The following is a 14890-nucleotide window of genomic DNA, read 5'->3' on the forward strand; positions in this document are numbered from 1 at the left end:
TGGAAAGTAAAAAGGGTTGCATAACAGCAACCCTTTTTTGTTGAGCAATGAGAATACCATTTAATTCAGAGATTCAAGCGGTGCCTGACACCCAGGTTTAGCCGCTGCAAACGGCACATCAACTAACGCTGAGGCATTATTATCAATACACTCACCATAGTGAAAAATCGCATACTCACTGGGTTTCATTCGCTGCCACATTTCATTACCCGTCAAAGGTTGTGTCGCAATCACAGAAACCACGTCGTTTGGTGTTGTTTCTTCTTGAAAGTTGATTTCAACATCTTCATCAAGCAAGCTGGCTTTACCAAATGGCGCACGACGGGTGATCCAATAAAGGTGATTCGTACAATACGTCATCACGTATTCCCCATCCGAAAGCAGCATGTTAAATACGCCTCTTTCTTTTAATTGGTCACAACATTGCGCAACAAAACGAAACATCCCAACCATATCCTGTGGTGGTTCTGGATAACGCGCTTCCAATTGCTTTAATAACCAACAAAAAGCCTGTTCACTGTCTGTTTCACCAACGGGGCGATAGCGCCCAGTTTCTAACTGTTGGTGATCAGCCAATTGTCCATTATGAGCAAATGTCCAATATTTCCCCCACAACTCCCGCGTGAAGGGATGAGTATTTTCCAAATTTACGCCCCCACGATTCGCTTGACGAATATGGCTAACGACCGCACGGCTTTTTATCGGGTAACTCTGGACCAGCTCTGCAATTTTGGACTGGAAGCTGGGGTTTGGGTCTTTAAACGTCCGAAACCCCTTTCCTTCATAAAAAGTAATTCCCCAGCCATCACGGTGTGGACCTGTATTGCCTCCACGCTGAATCAGCCCAGTAAAACTAAAGCAAATATCCGTCGGCACATTGGCACTCATACCGAGCAATTCACACATGGTTTAACGCACTCCCTTCTTTAAACCTGAGGCTGCACCTGAATAATTCAGATAATTACGCCATTTCTTTTTCGATTAATTGGATAATGATATGGATAATTTTAATATGGATTTCTTGAATACGGTCAGCATAACCAAAATGAGGGACACGAATTTCAACATCCGCCAAGCCCGCCATTTTGCCACCATCTTTACCGGTTAGAGCAATGGTTTTCATGCCTTTCGCTTTCGCCGCCTCAATGGCTTTCAAAATATTACCAGAGTTACCTGAAGTAGACAGACCAAATAATACATCCCCCTTTGCACCTACCGCTTCAACATAACGAGAAAATACAAAATCATAACCAAAGTCATTACTCACACATGATAAATGGCTTGGATCAGAAATAGCGATGCCAGGGTAACCAGGACGATTTTCACGATAACGCCCCGTTAACTCTTCAGCAAAATGCATCGCATCACAATGTGACCCGCCATTACCACAAGATAGAACTTTGCCACCTTGTTTGAATGAATCAGCAATCAGTTTTGCCGCCGCTCCAATTTGAGCAATATTATGGTCATCACTGAGAAACTTATTCAGAACGTCAGCAGCTTCCGTCAATTCACTTTTAATCAAATCCTGGTACATAGGTATATTCTCTTTTTAATCTGCTTACAGATGAACTCTTGTTTTAGAGCCAGTAACAAACTTGAGTTTACCCAAACCATTTGCTCTGTCGAGAGTTCCACTTCAAGAATTGTCCTTTTCTGTTCATTCCATACGTAGAAAGTCACGGATACATTGGATTATTTAGATTTTTTGCTCTACATGGATCACTTTTTGAACAATATAAGGTTTTACATTTCATTAATATTCTGATTACAATTGACACTGGTTAGACCACTTTAAAAACCAAGACGTATAACAAAATACATTCCGTCTTAAAGGGAAACATATTATGGACATCTTGCTCTCTACACTTGGCTTTATCGCTGTACTCGGTATTTGCCTCTACCACAGAACCTCACTCTTTACTGCCTTAACGGCATTAACCGTTACTATGATTGCGTTAACGGTTTTTGACTACGCTGGGTTTATCGGCTGGGTACTTTACCTCGCCGCTATCGCAGTCTTTGCTGTCTCTTCTATTCGCCAAAGTCTGATCAGCAAAAAAGCGTTGAAACTATTTAAAAAAGTTCTTCCTGCCATGTCACAGACAGAAAAAGAAGCCTTAGACGCCGGTACTGTTTGGTGGGAAGCGGATCTGTTCAAAGGAAAACCAAACTGGGACAAACTGCATAAGATTGCCGCGCCAAAACTAAGCACAGAAGAACAAGCCTTTCTTGATGGTCCGGTGAATGAAGTGTGTGCCATGGTCAGTGACTATCAAGTCACTCATGAACTGGCAGACCTTCCTCCTGAAGTTTGGCAATATTTAAAAGATAACAAGTTCTTCGCCATGATCATTAAGAAGCAATATGGTGGCTTAGAATTTTCAGCCTATGCTCAATCGCTCGTACTGCAAAAACTAACAGGTGTATCGGGAGTACTTTCATCCACCGTTGGTGTACCAAACTCGTTAGGCCCAGGTGAACTGCTGCAACACTATGGTACTGAAGAGCAAAAAAACCATTACTTACCTCGACTTGCTGAAGGTAAAGAGATCCCATGTTTTGCGTTAACGAGTCCAGAAGCGGGTTCAGATGCAGGCTCCATTCCTGATTTTGGCGTGGTTTGCAAAGGCAAATGGGAAGGAAAAGAAGTGCTGGGCATGCGCTTAACTTGGAACAAACGCTATATCACCCTAGCTCCTGTTGCTACCGTATTGGGATTGGCTTTCAAATTGCGCGACCCAGACGGCCTATTGGGGGAAACCCAAGAGCTAGGTATTACTTGTGCGTTAATCCCAACCCACTTGAAAGGGGTTGAAATTGGTAATCGCCATTTTCCACTTAATGTACCTTTCCAAAATGGCCCCACGCGCGCAAATGATCTTTTCGTACCGCTTGATTTCATTATCGGTGGCCCAAGCATGGCTGGCCAAGGCTGGCGTATGTTGGTGGAATGTCTTTCTGTCGGACGTGGTATTACCCTACCATCAAACTCAACTGGTGGTATTAAAACCGCAGCATTAGCAACGGGCGCGTATGCACGTATCCGTCGCCAATTTAAACAGCCTATTGGCCACATGGAAGGAGTTGAAGAGCCATTAGCCCGCCTTGGTGGTAATGCCTATGTAATGGATGCAGCAAGTAACCTAACTGTTGCTGGTATTGATTTAGGTGAAAAACCATCGGTTATTTCGGCCATTGTTAAATACCACTGTACCCATCGCGGCCAACGCAGCATCATCGATGCGATGGACATTGTCGGTGGTAAAGGCATATGTATTGGTCCTTCAAACTTTTTAGCACGTAGCTACCAAGGCGCACCGATTGCTGTAACAGTCGAAGGGGCAAATATTCTGACTCGTTCGATGATCATCTTTGGTCAAGGTGCTATCCGCTGTCACCCTTATGTTTTGGAAGAGATGAATGCCGCTTATTCGCAAGATTCTGACGCAATTGAAAAATTTGATGCAGCTCTCGCAGGGCACGTTAGCTTTACTATGAGTAACCTAGTACGCAGCATTTGGTTTGGTATCACCGATGGGTTAGGCTCATCAGCTCCAACCAGTGATGCAACCAAGCGTTACTACCAACAATTGAACCGTTACAGCGCAAACTTAGCGTTACTGTCTGATATTTCAATGGCAGTACTTGGTGGCTCACTCAAACGTAAAGAACGTTTATCGGCACGCCTTGGCGATATTTTAAGCCAGCTTTACTTAAGCTCAGCAACACTAAAACGCTTTGAAAATGATGGTCGTCCAGTTGAAGATTTGCCTTTAGTACATTGGGGGCTACAAGACAGCTTGAAGCAAACTGAAGTCGCCATCGACGAGTTCTTAGCTAACTTTCCGAACAAGGTGATTGGAAAAGTACTGCGCGTGTTGCTGATGCCGATTGGTCGCGTCCGTAAAGCGCCAAACGACAAGCTAGACAGCAAAGTAGCACAGATTCTACAAACACCGAGTGAAACTCGCTCCCGCATTGGCCGCAATCAATACCTTGCCCCAACTGCACATAATGCAGCAGGTAAGATTGAACAAGCACTAGAGGTTATTTTACGTGCAGAGCCGTTGTTCGATAAAGTATGCTCGGTAACCAATCAACGTCGCCCATTCTTGCGTTTAGATGAAGTCGCCGCCATTGGTTTGCAACAGAAAATTCTCACCGAGCAAGAAGCACAGCTATTAACTGAGGCGGAAGCTCATCGTTTATACACCATTAATGTGGATGATTTTGCGTCAGAGGAACTCGCCGCAAAGTCACAATACCCAGCGATGGGTGAAGTTGCCTAATTCATGTTTGATAAAAGACAATGGGCGCTTTCTAAGCGCCCCTTATTTTGTAACTAAAACAACCGATTTCTAATTTATACCGACTCCGACTGTGCTATTTCTTGGGCATATTCAATTGCAACTCAGGTTGCAGTGCTTTCCTTGCTTTCAGTTTGCGTATGATAAACCATATCAATAGCCCTAAAAGGATTGCCACCACGTTGCCAATAGCGATGATCATAATGCTACGACTCGTCGCCTCTTCACGCATTTGAATGATCAGCTTTTCTTGCTCTATCTGACGCTGTTTTGCTTCTTCTTCGAGTTGTAAACGCCGCGTTTCAGCAATATTCACCTCATCAACCACACTGTAAGTTCGCTCAGCTATTGGAAAATACAGCGGTCGCTTATTCGAGAGATCGGTAGCATACAATTTACCTGACCAACGATAATTCCCATTATCACCTTCATTGGGTATATCTAGGCTCAGTTTTAATTCATCTTCAGCGGACTGACTTTCAGCAACAAACCGCTCATCATAGATATCCGAATGCTCAATATGTGCCGCAATTGAGCCAGGCTCAATCATCCCTTGCTCGCCGGAAAAAACGACCTGGTGCGGCTCTCCATCAACTCGAGATTGAATAAAAGTGGTTAATATCGGTGTTGGATAAACCAAGACTTCTTGTTCTTGCGCACGTAAGAACACACCATTGCCAGATGTAATTCGCACACGGTATTTGCCAGGTTGAGGAGTAATTGGTAACGCAACGGTGAATACACCATCGCCGGGGTATTCATCTAAACCACGGCCATCATCGCTAAACTCACCTATCACTTCGGGAATGGGGCGTGCTTCTTTCACCAACTCGTCTTCATTTTCGACATATTTGGTAAACGTGACCTTCAAGTTAACTCTGTCTAAAAAGTCTCGCAACTTAAGCTGCTGGCCATCAGAGCTCAAGCGAGCAGTAAACTTGATCTCCTCACCGAGATAAAGACGATTTGGAAACACATCGGTATTGAGTTGGAGATGAGAAATTAACTTGATGTTATTTTTAGGCGACACTTTACCTATCGCCTGCCAAGGCCCCGGCATAGGTGTATCGATAGAAATAATATCCATGCTAGGTTCTTGATACCAACGCATATTGTCTTCATGTCGCCCCGCATAATACTTTTTACCGTCCGGACGCACCAACACCACAGGCTGAGAAGCGGGTTCGCGATAAATCACAAAAGTAATTTGCGTAATGGTCGGATCAACCCGAAAACGGTTATCGAGCAACGACATTGAGGATGCACTCTCAGCAAAAACACCAATACTCCATATCAGCCCTAAACAAGCCGCCATTATCCTCAACATATTTTCTCCTACTGACGCCAGAGGCAGCTTCCGCTCTTCTCTACCAGATCTAATCTTTCTTGGTGTGCTTGTAATTCATCGGCACACGCGTGCAAAACCTTTAGCTTTTTCCGCCCAGCAGCGACACGTTTTATTGACTCTCCTCCCATACTGCCATCACTTTGAGTTCCTGCACTAAATTGCAATGAGGTTTGCCCCCCCGTCATTAACAGGTAGACGTCGGCTAAGATCTCGGCATCGAGCAAAGCGCCGTGCAAGGTACGGTGTGAGTTATCAATACCGTAGCGGTCACACAAAATATCTAAGTTATTGCGCTTACCGGGGAAAATACGCTTGGCCATTGCCAAGGTATCGGTCACTTTACAATATTGCTCAGTCTTACCGATACGTGGGTCAAGTTTGCTAAATTCATAATCCATGAAGCCAACGTCAAAGGGCGCGTTGTGAGCAACCAATTCAGCCCCTTTGATGAAATCTAAAAACTCTTGGTGCACCTCTCGGTATAGTGGTTTATCAACCAAGAATTCATCGGTAATACCATGAACCTCCACCGCTTCTGACTGAATTTCACGATCCGGTTTTAGGTAGACGTGAAAATGACGACCAGTCAGTTTCCGGTCAATAATTTCCACAGCACCAATTTCAATGATTCGGTGTCCTTCGTAATGAGGACCGCCTTCACGGTTCATACCCGTGGTTTCCGTATCGAGAACAACGATACGTTGAGATTCTGAATTGCTACTAGTATTCATAAGGATATCTATGTCAGACTATGCCGATAATGTGCGTAACCTAATAGTACCAAATCATGACAAAACAAGTGGAAATTTTCACTGATGGATCTTGCTTGGGTAATCCCGGCCCCGGTGGCTATGGCATTGTCCTGCGTTATAAGCAGACCGAAAAGACCTTAGCCAAAGGCTATACACTGACAACCAACAACCGAATGGAGATGTTAGCTGCGGTGGTTGCGTTGCAGTCACTTAAAGAGCCGTGTCATGTCATTCTAACGACCGATAGCCAATACGTACGTCAAGGAATAACCCAGTGGATCCACAACTGGAAAAAACGCGGTTGGAAAACGGCAGATAAAAAGCCAGTCAAAAACGCAGATTTATGGCAATTGTTAGACAAAGAAAGCGCCCGCCACGAGATTGATTGGCGATGGGTCAAAGGTCACGCAGGTCATCGCGAAAATGAAATATGCGATGAATTAGCACGCGCGGCTGCCGAAAATCCTACCGAAGAAGATACGGGTTATCAGCCCAACGAATAAACCATATTACGCTTTATTTTGATTTTGGCTCTTTAAACGATAGTTCACCCCAACTGGAGAGAGGCGTCGCTTCAAACGCCAATGCGGCTTAATCGGTTTAAGCGGATAAGTCCGTTTACGAGCAACAATAAAGTACAAACTACCAAATGGAGACGCCCAGTCTCCGATACTGTTTTCGAGCCATGTCCACATCGGTTGATATTTTTGCATAGGAAACAACGCGTATTGATCACACGCGATCACTTGATAATTCAAAATACTCAGCCAATCTTTGATGCGGCTTGCCGTAAACATTCTCCCGCTCCAAGGAAGGTTGCGTTTACGCCATGGCATAAAACTAGCTATACCAGTAAAACTTATCGGATTAAAGCCGGTAATAATGATGTAACCATCGTCAATCATAACTCTATCGACTTCTCGTAAAACGCGATGCGGGTCATCACAGTAATCGAGCTGATGCGCCAACATCACCACATCGAAACTCTTTTCTAGAAATGGAAGTTCATAGCTATCCGCAATGACGTTATGTAACGGATTTTTTATATCAAGATTAACTTGGTGTTGAATATTGCAGTTGCAACTGGCAAGCTCACAACTAAGACCACCGAGCTTAAGCATATGGTAGCCAAACAATTTTGGGCACCACTCATCAAGCCGAGTTTGAATAGAATCACTGACCCACTGGCCATTTTTAAGCTGAGACCAAGAGTGAGGTTTATCTAACTTCTTTTCGCTACGTGCTGGCTTCATCGATAACCTATTTCACCTCGGTGACTGGAGATACTCATGTTACAGATCAAAAGCATACCCGCATTTAATGATAATTACATCTGGCTGATCCAAAATAGCGATCAGCGTTGTGCAGTTGTCGACCCGGGCGATGCTGCTCCGGTGTTGCAATACCTCACCGAACATCAATTGACCCTTGAAGCAATTCTGATTACCCACCATCACCATGACCACATTGGTGGTGTACCTGAATTGGTTCGCCAGCACCCCAATATAAATGTCGTGGGCCCAGTGAATGAACCGATTCCGACCTTAACTCACCCAGTTGAAGCCGGGGACCAAATAGAACTATTTGATGAAGTATTTATGGTGCTAGGCCTCGAAGGACATACAAATGGACACATTGGTTACGTGGGGGATGCAAAACTATTCAGTGGCGACGTACTCTTTTCCGCGGGTTGTGGTCGCGTATTTGAAGGCACCATGGAACAAATGTTCACTTCACTGAATAAACTAGCCGCATTGCCTGAGGAAACTGAAGTGTATTGCGCCCATGAATACACAGCCAGTAATGTGGCATTTGCACTTGCAGTCGAACCTGATAACGACCACTTACATCAGTATCGTGACCAAGTTAATCGTCTTAGAGCTCAGCAACAATCAACAGTGCCAACCACCATTCGCCAAGAGAAATTAATCAACCCTTTTTTACGTACGCAACAAGAAAGTGTGATGAAATCGGTCGCCAATCGCACCCTACAAACCGATCCTCAATCAATCTTTACCGCATTACGTGAGTGGAAGAACGAATTTTAACGATTTGCTGCTTGTCATCGCCATAAAATGACAAGTATTATCAGCAGCCATTTAGTCAAAGGGCTGTTATACATGCGAGTTCAATTTAGCTGGGTGGTAGTGCTGTTATTAGCCGGATGCCAAATCACCCAGCCAGTAGATCAAACTACCTCACCAAACTCCGAAGAGGCCAATAGCCCTCAAGTTCAAACATCCACCAACCGTACTCATGCGAATAAACCGGTGCAACCTGCAAAAGTGCTCCCAAAGGTCGTTACCCCACAACAACAAAAAGACGTATGGCAACGTATTGCGATGCAGCTCTCGATGGATATCCCCGATCACAAATCCATCAGTTACTACCGTACTTGGTATCTTAAGCATCCTAACCATCTCAAAACGGTTTCTAAGCGTGCTGAACCTTTCCTTTATTTGATTACAGAGAAAATTGAACAGCGCGGATTACCGCTAGAGCTAGCCTTACTACCGATAGTCGAAAGTTCATTTGATGCCTTTGCATACTCGCACGGCAGCGCAGCTGGCTTGTGGCAATTTGTACCAGGTACAGGGGAAATGTACGGTTTAGAGCAAAACTTTTGGTATGACGGCCGCCGAGATGTCGATGCCGCCACCGATGCCGCTTTAGATTACCTGACTTATCTTAATAAGCGTTTTGACGGTAACTGGAACCACGCGATTGCCGCCTATAATAGCGGTGGTGGTCGTATCTCAAGCGCAATTCGTAAAAATCAAAAAGCGGGTAAAGCTACCGATTTCTTTTCCTTAGATCTGCCAACTGAAACCACAGGCTACGTGCCGAAACTGCTTGCTGTTGCAGACATCATCGCCAATCAAGAAAAATACGGTATTACCATTCCAGCAATCGCAAACAAACCGGTACTGGAATTAGTCGACCCACAAGAGCAGCTTGATCTTGCCATTGCCGCTAACTATGCCGGCATGACAGTGAAAGAGCTGCAAAGCTATAACCCAGCCTATAATCAGTGGGCGACTTCCCCAACAGGCCCGTACCAATTACTGATCCCGGTTGATAAAGCGGATGCTTTCATGCAAACAGTGCAACAAAACCGTGGCAAGGGAATGAAACTGGTGCGCTATAAGGTTAAATCGGGAGATAGCTTGAGTGTGATTGCTCAGCAGCACAGCACCACCACTAAAGTGATTCAAACAGCAAACAACCTCACCAGCAATAGTATCCGTGCTGGACAATATTTGATGATCCCCACTTCGGTGAAAGATGAAAAAGCTTACGCGCTGAGTGCCAGCAACCGCCTAGCCAAAACTCAGTCGATGGCGCGAGGCAAATACAAACTCTCGCATACCGTTACCAGTGGTGACAGCCTTTGGAGTATTGCAAAGCAACACAACATTTCTCACCAGTCATTGGCAAAATGGAATGGCATGGGGCCACGAGACACATTAAAAATCGGCCAAAAACTGGTTATTTGGAAAAATAGCAGTGATGGCGCGATTATCCGTACCGTCTTTTACCAAGTTCGCTCTGGCGATACGCTAAGTGGTATCGCGAATAAATTTAAAGTGAAAAGTCATGACATCGTTAACTGGAATGATCTTGCGAATCAAAAGTACCTAAAACCAGGTCAAAAACTTAAACTCTATGTCGACGTTACTAAGGTCAGTGTATGAACCCGTCTAGCAACCCTTTAACCATGTTGGTGGATATATTCCGTTCACCAACCTCTTGTTTCCTTGCCATTTATCAACGAGGAATGTGGGGCTGGCAGCCTTATATCTTTTTAATTCTGAGCCCATTTCTATTCTGGGGTGCTTATTTTGATATCGTCAACTTCGAATGGCTCAAAGCAGCACTTGCACCACAACTGGCGGTGGTAAACCCAGTTCAACTAGAGATGTTGGATGCAAATACCCTAATGGCCAGTGAAATCATCAGTGATATGATTGGTCGTACAGTCACGATTTTCATGCTGGCTTTCTGGTTCCATTTAGCCACCAAACAAAGTCAGCACCAGCATGGCTTTTGGCGTTGGTTTGCCGCAGGTGCTGTCATCACTTTCCCTGCCGTGTTGGGTGACTTAGCCAGCTACGCTAGCCTACTGCTAAAGCATGGCCAAGTGATGACTTACGCCGCAGACTTAAACAGTTTGAATGGTTTACTCAAGCTACCTCTGACAAACGATTGGTCTCAGTTTGCCAGCTCTTTTCCTCTGCTTTTACCTTGGTATATTGTGCTAGGGTATGCCGCAGTGGGCGCTTGGACTGAACTGGAACGTGGGCAAGCTTTGGCTATCTCTGCACTGCCTTGGGTCGGTTACTATGTAATTTGGGCGCTCTACATTGTTATAAGCTAAAGTGCACCAACATAGGGTTATGATCAGAAGCGTCGGTTTGCGGCGCTTTTGCGTTTATCACAGTGAGCCCACGATAAAAGACATGATCAAGAACTAAACCGGTGACAAACTGGATGCGGTTATCAGGGCTAAATATTACCTCTTGCATCCCTGCGCCTTGTAACGCCGTTTTCATCGCCGCCATGCGCTGCTCACTCCAACTATTGAAGTCTCCCGCCACAATCACCGGCCCCTTGTGCTCATCTAACTTGCTTATCAAGGTGGATAACTGGTTAGCGTATTCATCTGTGCCATAAGTAAAATTAACCGCATGCAAGTTCACGGCTGCTAATGATTGCCCGTCACTTAAACGATACAGCGCATAAATGGCCGATTTAGGTAAACGCAACCAAGGTTCAACTTCCGTATAAGCACAGGCGTAACTAGGCATCTGTTTTGACAAATTCAGCACCCCAGCAGACTCACCGAATACCCGAAAAGCAGCGGCTTGGTTTCCTCCCCATTGACGTTCGACAATCCAAGATTTCAATGCTTCCGTCATACTTGCTTCTTGGAGTAACAGCAGTTGAGATGATTGGCTGAATTTATCTAGCTCACTGTGCCAGTTAACTCTATTTTGCTTATAGATATTCCAAACCAGTAACTCTAGCTGCCCGTTAGCATCAATAACCTGAGCATTGGGGTTGTCGTAGCACACTAAAGGTGATGCACTATTTTGATGATTGATTGTCAGTATTTGCGGCTGGCTAGGGATGGTGAAGATAAAGAAAAAACTCACCACGGCAATAAAAATAACAAACACAGGTAAGGCAATGAGGTATTTTTTCTTCATGAATTTAGCCACGCGATGTGAACCAGAAACAAGGGAGTAATAGGAGAAAAAAGGAGCGAATCGCTCCTTTTCTAGATAAATTAAATAGCGTCTTCGTCTTCTTCACCGGTACGAATTCTCACAACACGCTCAACACTAGTAATGAAGATTTTACCATCACCAATTTTACCCGTTTGCGCCGTTTCAATAATGGTCTCGACACAATGGTCTGCTACATCATCACTAACCACAATTTCAAGCTTCACTTTTGGCAAGAAATCCACCATGTATTCAGCACCACGGTACAACTCGGTATGTCCTTTCTGACGACCAAAACCTTTCACTTCAGAAACCGTCATCCCTGTGATACCAACTTCAGCAAGCGCTTCGCGTACATCATCGAGTTTAAATGGTTTAATTATGGCTTCAATTTTTTTCATGTTCATCCCTTAAACTGTCTTCAACGACTGGCATTATCTGCTAGCAAAAAAAAACAATCAATAAAAAGCCCAAGCAATGCTTGGGCAGATTGAATAAATGTATTGAGATTATTTTAAACTTGCGAAGTAAGCCGCGAGGTTATCAATATCAGCATCACTGAGCATGGACGCTTGTGCTTGCATTACCATCGCTAACCCGCCTGTGCGCTCTTTGTTTTTATACGCTTTAATAGAGGAGACAAGATATTGCTCATTTTGTCCTTTAAGATTTGGATAGCCGGGGATAACAGCAATACCGTCAGCACCATGACACGCTGCGCATACCGCTGCTTTGGCTTGACCTGCTGCGGCATCACCCGCGATAGCATTACCGCTAAGAAGACCTAAGCCGATAACCACTCCCATTGCGATTTTTTTCATTGCTCCACCTTTATGTCCATATTAGTTATGCGTTTTATACGAATTTTGCATCAAAAGCGTTCACTTGTCCCAGCTAAGTTCACAATCTTGCCCACTGAAATCACGATCAATAAACAAATTTGCAACCGCAACAACTTGATCACGATACATCAGTATCGGAGTTCTACGGCGCAACCAGCTTGGCACTCCATATTCCTGAAACAGTTTTTTCAATTTACGACGACCAACGCGACCCACAGGGCAAGCACTAAGCCCTTGTGGATCAAAGCTTATCCATAACTCTTGTGACTTGCCTGCAAGCGCAATCCCACCTTGATTATCTTGCTCCAAAGCTTTTAAGTGCAGTACGCCCAAGCCATCTGGCAACTCAACAGCTTGATTAAGCCCTATAGGCGCTTGCCACTGCGAAACATCTTGCTGAGTTTGGACACAATATAGCTTTTGATCAAAGCGACGAATTTCACTATCACCGAGTTTCAGACATGGGTTAGCATCAAGGCGAGCTAACGCGACTTGGTTCCAGATCATCAGCAAATGCTCTTTACTCGGCATAAGCTCACCTAACGCGGCTAGCCACATTCGCAATAATTGACTTCGGGCTAGCTCACTATGTTGAGAAAGGTGATGAATTGATAAGCTCCCATCTGCCATTTTCGCGCTGTGCAGCGCCTCTTGCAGAAGCTCTTCTAGCAACAATTGTTGTTGCGCGCACAATTCAGCACTGCGAGCCACCGCTTGATGAAAATGAGACCAGCGCTGGCTAAGAACCGGTGTCACCTGATGGCGAATAAAATTGCGATCAAAGCGGGTATCTTGGTTGCTCTCATCTTCCACCCACTCTAACTGTTTAAGCTGCGCATAAGCTTCTATTTGCGCACGAGTTGTACTAAGCAGCGGACGAACGATATACCCATCACCAAACGGCATGCGTTGCGCCATAGAAGACAAGCCTTTCGGCCCACTACCACGTTTAAGCGCGAGCAAAAATGTTTCGATTTGATCGTCAGCATGCTGACCCGTTAACAGTAGATCATTCTGTGTAATGTATTTCGCTAATGCTTGATAGCGCGCCACTCGCGCCAAAGATTCAATGCTCTTTCCACTGTTTCGATCTAATTGCACGGTTTCGATAAAAAATGGGATTGCCTGCGTTTGCGCCCACAACTGACACTGCACCGCCCATCGATCCGCATTCTCGCTCAAACCATGGTGCACATAAACGGCGCAACATTCACAGTCATGACTTTCTTTATACTGGGCAAGTAACTCCAGCAGAACACGCGAGTCAACACCACCGCTAAAGCCGAGTACCAACTTACCTGTCGGTTGGTAATAACGCTTAATGGTTTGCGAAAAAATAGAATAGAGCTCTGTCATAGGGCTTTATGCTCGAAAAAAGTCAGGTGAATTAGCCATATATGGGAAATAAAACGGGTGCTGCAAGCTCGAGTTTACCTTGAAAGCGTCAGTCTTGAAATGGCTTTTCAGCTAAAGATGTAAGACAGGAGCAACAGAACGTAGCCAGTCACCTTTGGAATAGATACTCTTGATATCTGCATACCGTTATCAGCGAAAAAACTTGCGAAAACTATAGATACAGTGTGAGTTGTTCATCACCAACCACCGAAATAATACCAATCGTAGTAAGTAACTGTTCATCCTCGCTGGTTAAAATGCTCGATAACTTCGTTAGAATTTTTGATTGTAGAATAACTACTTATCGAAAAACCCTGCCTTGTTCTCAAGCCTTTTCCTGCGCTATTTCTGATCACTTATTTACTGTGATTGGTATAATGATAAAAATGAAAAACCACTAGCAATAAAAAATATTATATCTAATCACTTTGCTAACTCAAACTTAGTAATCTCTAAATAATCACAATGCCCCAGCCCCCTCTCGAAAACATTATGAATGCGTTCACCCACTTGACTTTGGTATAATCTCACACCCTCTTTTAAGTTACAAAGACGATCATTCTGTTGTCCCGCCATATCCTCATCCCAGATTTCGCCAGAAAGAGTTATGTAGCTATCTCTACTATCAGATGTCATAAAAGGATGACTAGGTTCAACTTTCAAATTTAAAGTTGAATTTGTTGGGTTATTAGATGCTCTCTTCCAAACCTGTAAATTTACCTCTTGACCATTCATTTCCTCAATTACAATTTTACCGTAAAGCTCTTGTCCTCCTGGACCATTATCAGTATCTTTCACACGAATAGTAAAGTTAATATAAAATGCTTTCATACTTCCCTGAAGAAAACTGGAAGAATATATCTTGTTCTCACCGGCAGAAAAAGATAGCGACGAAAAACTAATAACACTTGCTAAAAATATAATTTTAAAAATATTCATTTCATAAAAACTCCAATATTAAAAGTAACGCTACAGACATTGAGATACAGAAAGTAATTGTTTCCGAAAAAAAATA

Annotated in this window: 15 protein-coding genes; 5 read left to right on the plus strand and 10 right to left on the minus strand. The window is 44.2% G+C overall.

Annotated elements, in window-relative coordinates:
* Positions 1 to 60: 60 nt before the first annotated feature.
* On the minus strand, positions 61 to 906 hold the full coding sequence (locus EYW48_RS00200; protein ID WP_277431730.1) for a class II glutamine amidotransferase: 846 nt from the start codon (positions 904 to 906) through the stop codon (positions 61 to 63).
* Between the two features lie 55 nt (positions 907 to 961).
* Positions 962 to 1537, minus strand: a complete 576-nt coding sequence (gene lpcA, locus EYW48_RS00205) for a D-sedoheptulose 7-phosphate isomerase (protein WP_171980845.1) — start codon at positions 1535 to 1537, stop codon at positions 962 to 964.
* Between the two features lie 310 nt (positions 1538 to 1847).
* Here lpcA and fadE point away from each other — a divergent pair, with 310 nt between their 5' ends.
* Positions 1848 to 4292 carry an acyl-CoA dehydrogenase FadE gene (fadE, locus tag EYW48_RS00210; RefSeq protein ID WP_277431731.1) on the plus strand — a complete coding sequence of 815 codons (2445 nt, stop codon included), beginning with the start codon at positions 1848 to 1850 and terminating at the stop codon, positions 4290 to 4292.
* A 94-nt stretch (positions 4293 to 4386) separates the two neighbouring features.
* On the opposite strand, the gene EYW48_RS00215 is transcribed toward fadE, so the two are convergent.
* Positions 4387 to 5637, minus strand: a complete 1251-nt coding sequence (locus EYW48_RS00215) for a TIGR03503 family protein (RefSeq protein ID WP_277431732.1) — start codon at positions 5635 to 5637, stop codon at positions 4387 to 4389.
* An 8-nt stretch (positions 5638 to 5645) separates the two neighbouring features.
* A complete protein-coding gene (gene dnaQ, locus EYW48_RS00220; protein ID WP_053310952.1) occupies positions 5646 to 6389 on the minus strand; it encodes a DNA polymerase III subunit epsilon in 744 nt (247 codons plus the stop codon).
* Positions 6390 to 6445: 56 nt separating this feature from the next.
* On the opposite strand from dnaQ, the gene rnhA reads away from it, so the two are divergent.
* The gene (gene rnhA, locus EYW48_RS00225) at positions 6446 to 6913 is read left to right on the plus strand and encodes a ribonuclease HI (protein WP_053310951.1); all 468 of its coding nucleotides are present in this window, start codon (positions 6446 to 6448) and stop codon (positions 6911 to 6913) included.
* Between the two features lie 6 nt (positions 6914 to 6919).
* Here rnhA and EYW48_RS00230 read toward each other — a convergent pair whose 3' ends face one another.
* Entirely contained in the window at positions 6920 to 7663 is a 744-nt protein-coding gene (locus EYW48_RS00230; protein ID WP_053310950.1) for a class I SAM-dependent methyltransferase, read from the minus strand.
* Between the two features lie 36 nt (positions 7664 to 7699).
* Between EYW48_RS00230 and gloB the strand changes: the two genes are divergently transcribed.
* The 3 genes from gloB to EYW48_RS00245 all read left to right on the plus strand — a co-directional run bounded on the left by gloB (position 7700) and on the right by EYW48_RS00245 (position 10788).
* Positions 7700 to 8458 carry a hydroxyacylglutathione hydrolase gene (gloB, locus tag EYW48_RS00235; RefSeq protein ID WP_053310949.1) on the plus strand — a complete coding sequence of 253 codons (759 nt, stop codon included), beginning with the start codon at positions 7700 to 7702 and terminating at the stop codon, positions 8456 to 8458.
* Between the two features lie 72 nt (positions 8459 to 8530).
* Complete coding sequence (locus EYW48_RS00240) at positions 8531 to 10105, plus strand: LysM peptidoglycan-binding domain-containing protein (protein ID WP_171980856.1); 1575 nt, start codon at positions 8531 to 8533, stop codon at positions 10103 to 10105.
* The gene (locus EYW48_RS00245; protein WP_053310948.1) at positions 10102 to 10788 is read left to right on the plus strand and encodes a YIP1 family protein; all 687 of its coding nucleotides are present in this window, start codon (positions 10102 to 10104) and stop codon (positions 10786 to 10788) included. The genes EYW48_RS00240 and EYW48_RS00245 overlap by 4 nt, the downstream gene beginning before the upstream one ends.
* Here EYW48_RS00245 and EYW48_RS00250 read toward each other — a convergent pair.
* The 5 genes from EYW48_RS00250 to EYW48_RS00270 all read right to left on the minus strand — a co-directional run bounded on the left by EYW48_RS00250 (position 10778) and on the right by EYW48_RS00270 (position 14814).
* Positions 10778 to 11620 (minus strand): endonuclease/exonuclease/phosphatase family protein, encoded by an 843-nt coding sequence (locus EYW48_RS00250; protein WP_171980850.1) that lies wholly within the window; start codon positions 11618 to 11620, stop codon positions 10778 to 10780. The two genes, EYW48_RS00245 and EYW48_RS00250, sit on opposite strands and share 11 nt — an antisense overlap.
* An 80-nt stretch (positions 11621 to 11700) precedes the next feature.
* Entirely contained in the window at positions 11701 to 12039 is a 339-nt protein-coding gene (gene glnB, locus EYW48_RS00255) for a nitrogen regulatory protein P-II (RefSeq protein WP_168521350.1), read from the minus strand.
* Between the two features lie 108 nt (positions 12040 to 12147).
* Positions 12148 to 12459, minus strand: coding sequence for a cytochrome c (locus EYW48_RS00260; RefSeq protein ID WP_053310945.1), 312 nt, complete (start codon positions 12457 to 12459; stop codon positions 12148 to 12150).
* Positions 12460 to 12519: 60 nt separating this feature from the next.
* Positions 12520 to 13836 (minus strand): tRNA lysidine(34) synthetase TilS, encoded by a 1317-nt coding sequence (gene tilS / locus EYW48_RS00265; RefSeq protein ID WP_277431733.1) that lies wholly within the window; start codon positions 13834 to 13836, stop codon positions 12520 to 12522.
* 462 nt (positions 13837 to 14298) lie between these two features.
* A complete protein-coding gene (locus EYW48_RS00270) occupies positions 14299 to 14814 on the minus strand; it encodes a hypothetical protein (protein WP_171980852.1) in 516 nt (171 codons plus the stop codon).
* Positions 14815 to 14890: the final 76 nt, after the last annotated feature.

Source organism: Vibrio sp. 1180_3, assembly GCF_029478545.1.
GTDB lineage: Bacteria > Pseudomonadota > Gammaproteobacteria > Enterobacterales > Vibrionaceae > Vibrio > Vibrio aestuarianus.

What these genes read in the sequence shown, in the direction of transcription:
- EYW48_RS00200 (WP_277431730.1), bottom strand. Translation starts at nt 906, where the DNA reads ATGTGTGAATTGCTCGGTATGAGTGCCAATGTGCCGACGGATATTTGC.
- lpcA (WP_171980845.1), bottom strand. Translation starts at nt 1,537, where the DNA reads ATGTACCAGGATTTGATTAAAAGTGAATTGACGGAAGCTGCTGACGTT.
- EYW48_RS00260 (WP_053310945.1), bottom strand. Translation starts at nt 12,459, where the DNA reads ATGAAAAAAATCGCAATGGGAGTGGTTATCGGCTTAGGTCTTCTTAGC.
- EYW48_RS00250 (WP_171980850.1), bottom strand. Translation starts at nt 11,620, where the DNA reads ATGAAGAAAAAATACCTCATTGCCTTACCTGTGTTTGTTATTTTTATT.
- rnhA (WP_053310951.1), top strand. Translation starts at nt 6,446, where the DNA reads ATGACAAAACAAGTGGAAATTTTCACTGATGGATCTTGCTTGGGTAAT.
- glnB (WP_168521350.1), bottom strand. Translation starts at nt 12,039, where the DNA reads ATGAAAAAAATTGAAGCCATAATTAAACCATTTAAACTCGATGATGTA.
- EYW48_RS00240 (WP_171980856.1), top strand. Translation starts at nt 8,531, where the DNA reads ATGCGAGTTCAATTTAGCTGGGTGGTAGTGCTGTTATTAGCCGGATGC.
- tilS (WP_277431733.1), bottom strand. Translation starts at nt 13,836, where the DNA reads ATGACAGAGCTCTATTCTATTTTTTCGCAAACCATTAAGCGTTATTAC.
- gloB (WP_053310949.1), top strand. Translation starts at nt 7,700, where the DNA reads ATGTTACAGATCAAAAGCATACCCGCATTTAATGATAATTACATCTGG.
- dnaQ (WP_053310952.1), bottom strand. Translation starts at nt 6,389, where the DNA reads ATGAATACTAGTAGCAATTCAGAATCTCAACGTATCGTTGTTCTCGAT.
- fadE (WP_277431731.1), top strand. Translation starts at nt 1,848, where the DNA reads ATGGACATCTTGCTCTCTACACTTGGCTTTATCGCTGTACTCGGTATT.
- EYW48_RS00215 (WP_277431732.1), bottom strand. Translation starts at nt 5,637, where the DNA reads ATGTTGAGGATAATGGCGGCTTGTTTAGGGCTGATATGGAGTATTGGT.
- EYW48_RS00270 (WP_171980852.1), bottom strand. Translation starts at nt 14,814, where the DNA reads ATGAATATTTTTAAAATTATATTTTTAGCAAGTGTTATTAGTTTTTCG.
- EYW48_RS00230 (WP_053310950.1), bottom strand. Translation starts at nt 7,663, where the DNA reads ATGAAGCCAGCACGTAGCGAAAAGAAGTTAGATAAACCTCACTCTTGG.
- EYW48_RS00245 (WP_053310948.1), top strand. Translation starts at nt 10,102, where the DNA reads ATGAACCCGTCTAGCAACCCTTTAACCATGTTGGTGGATATATTCCGT.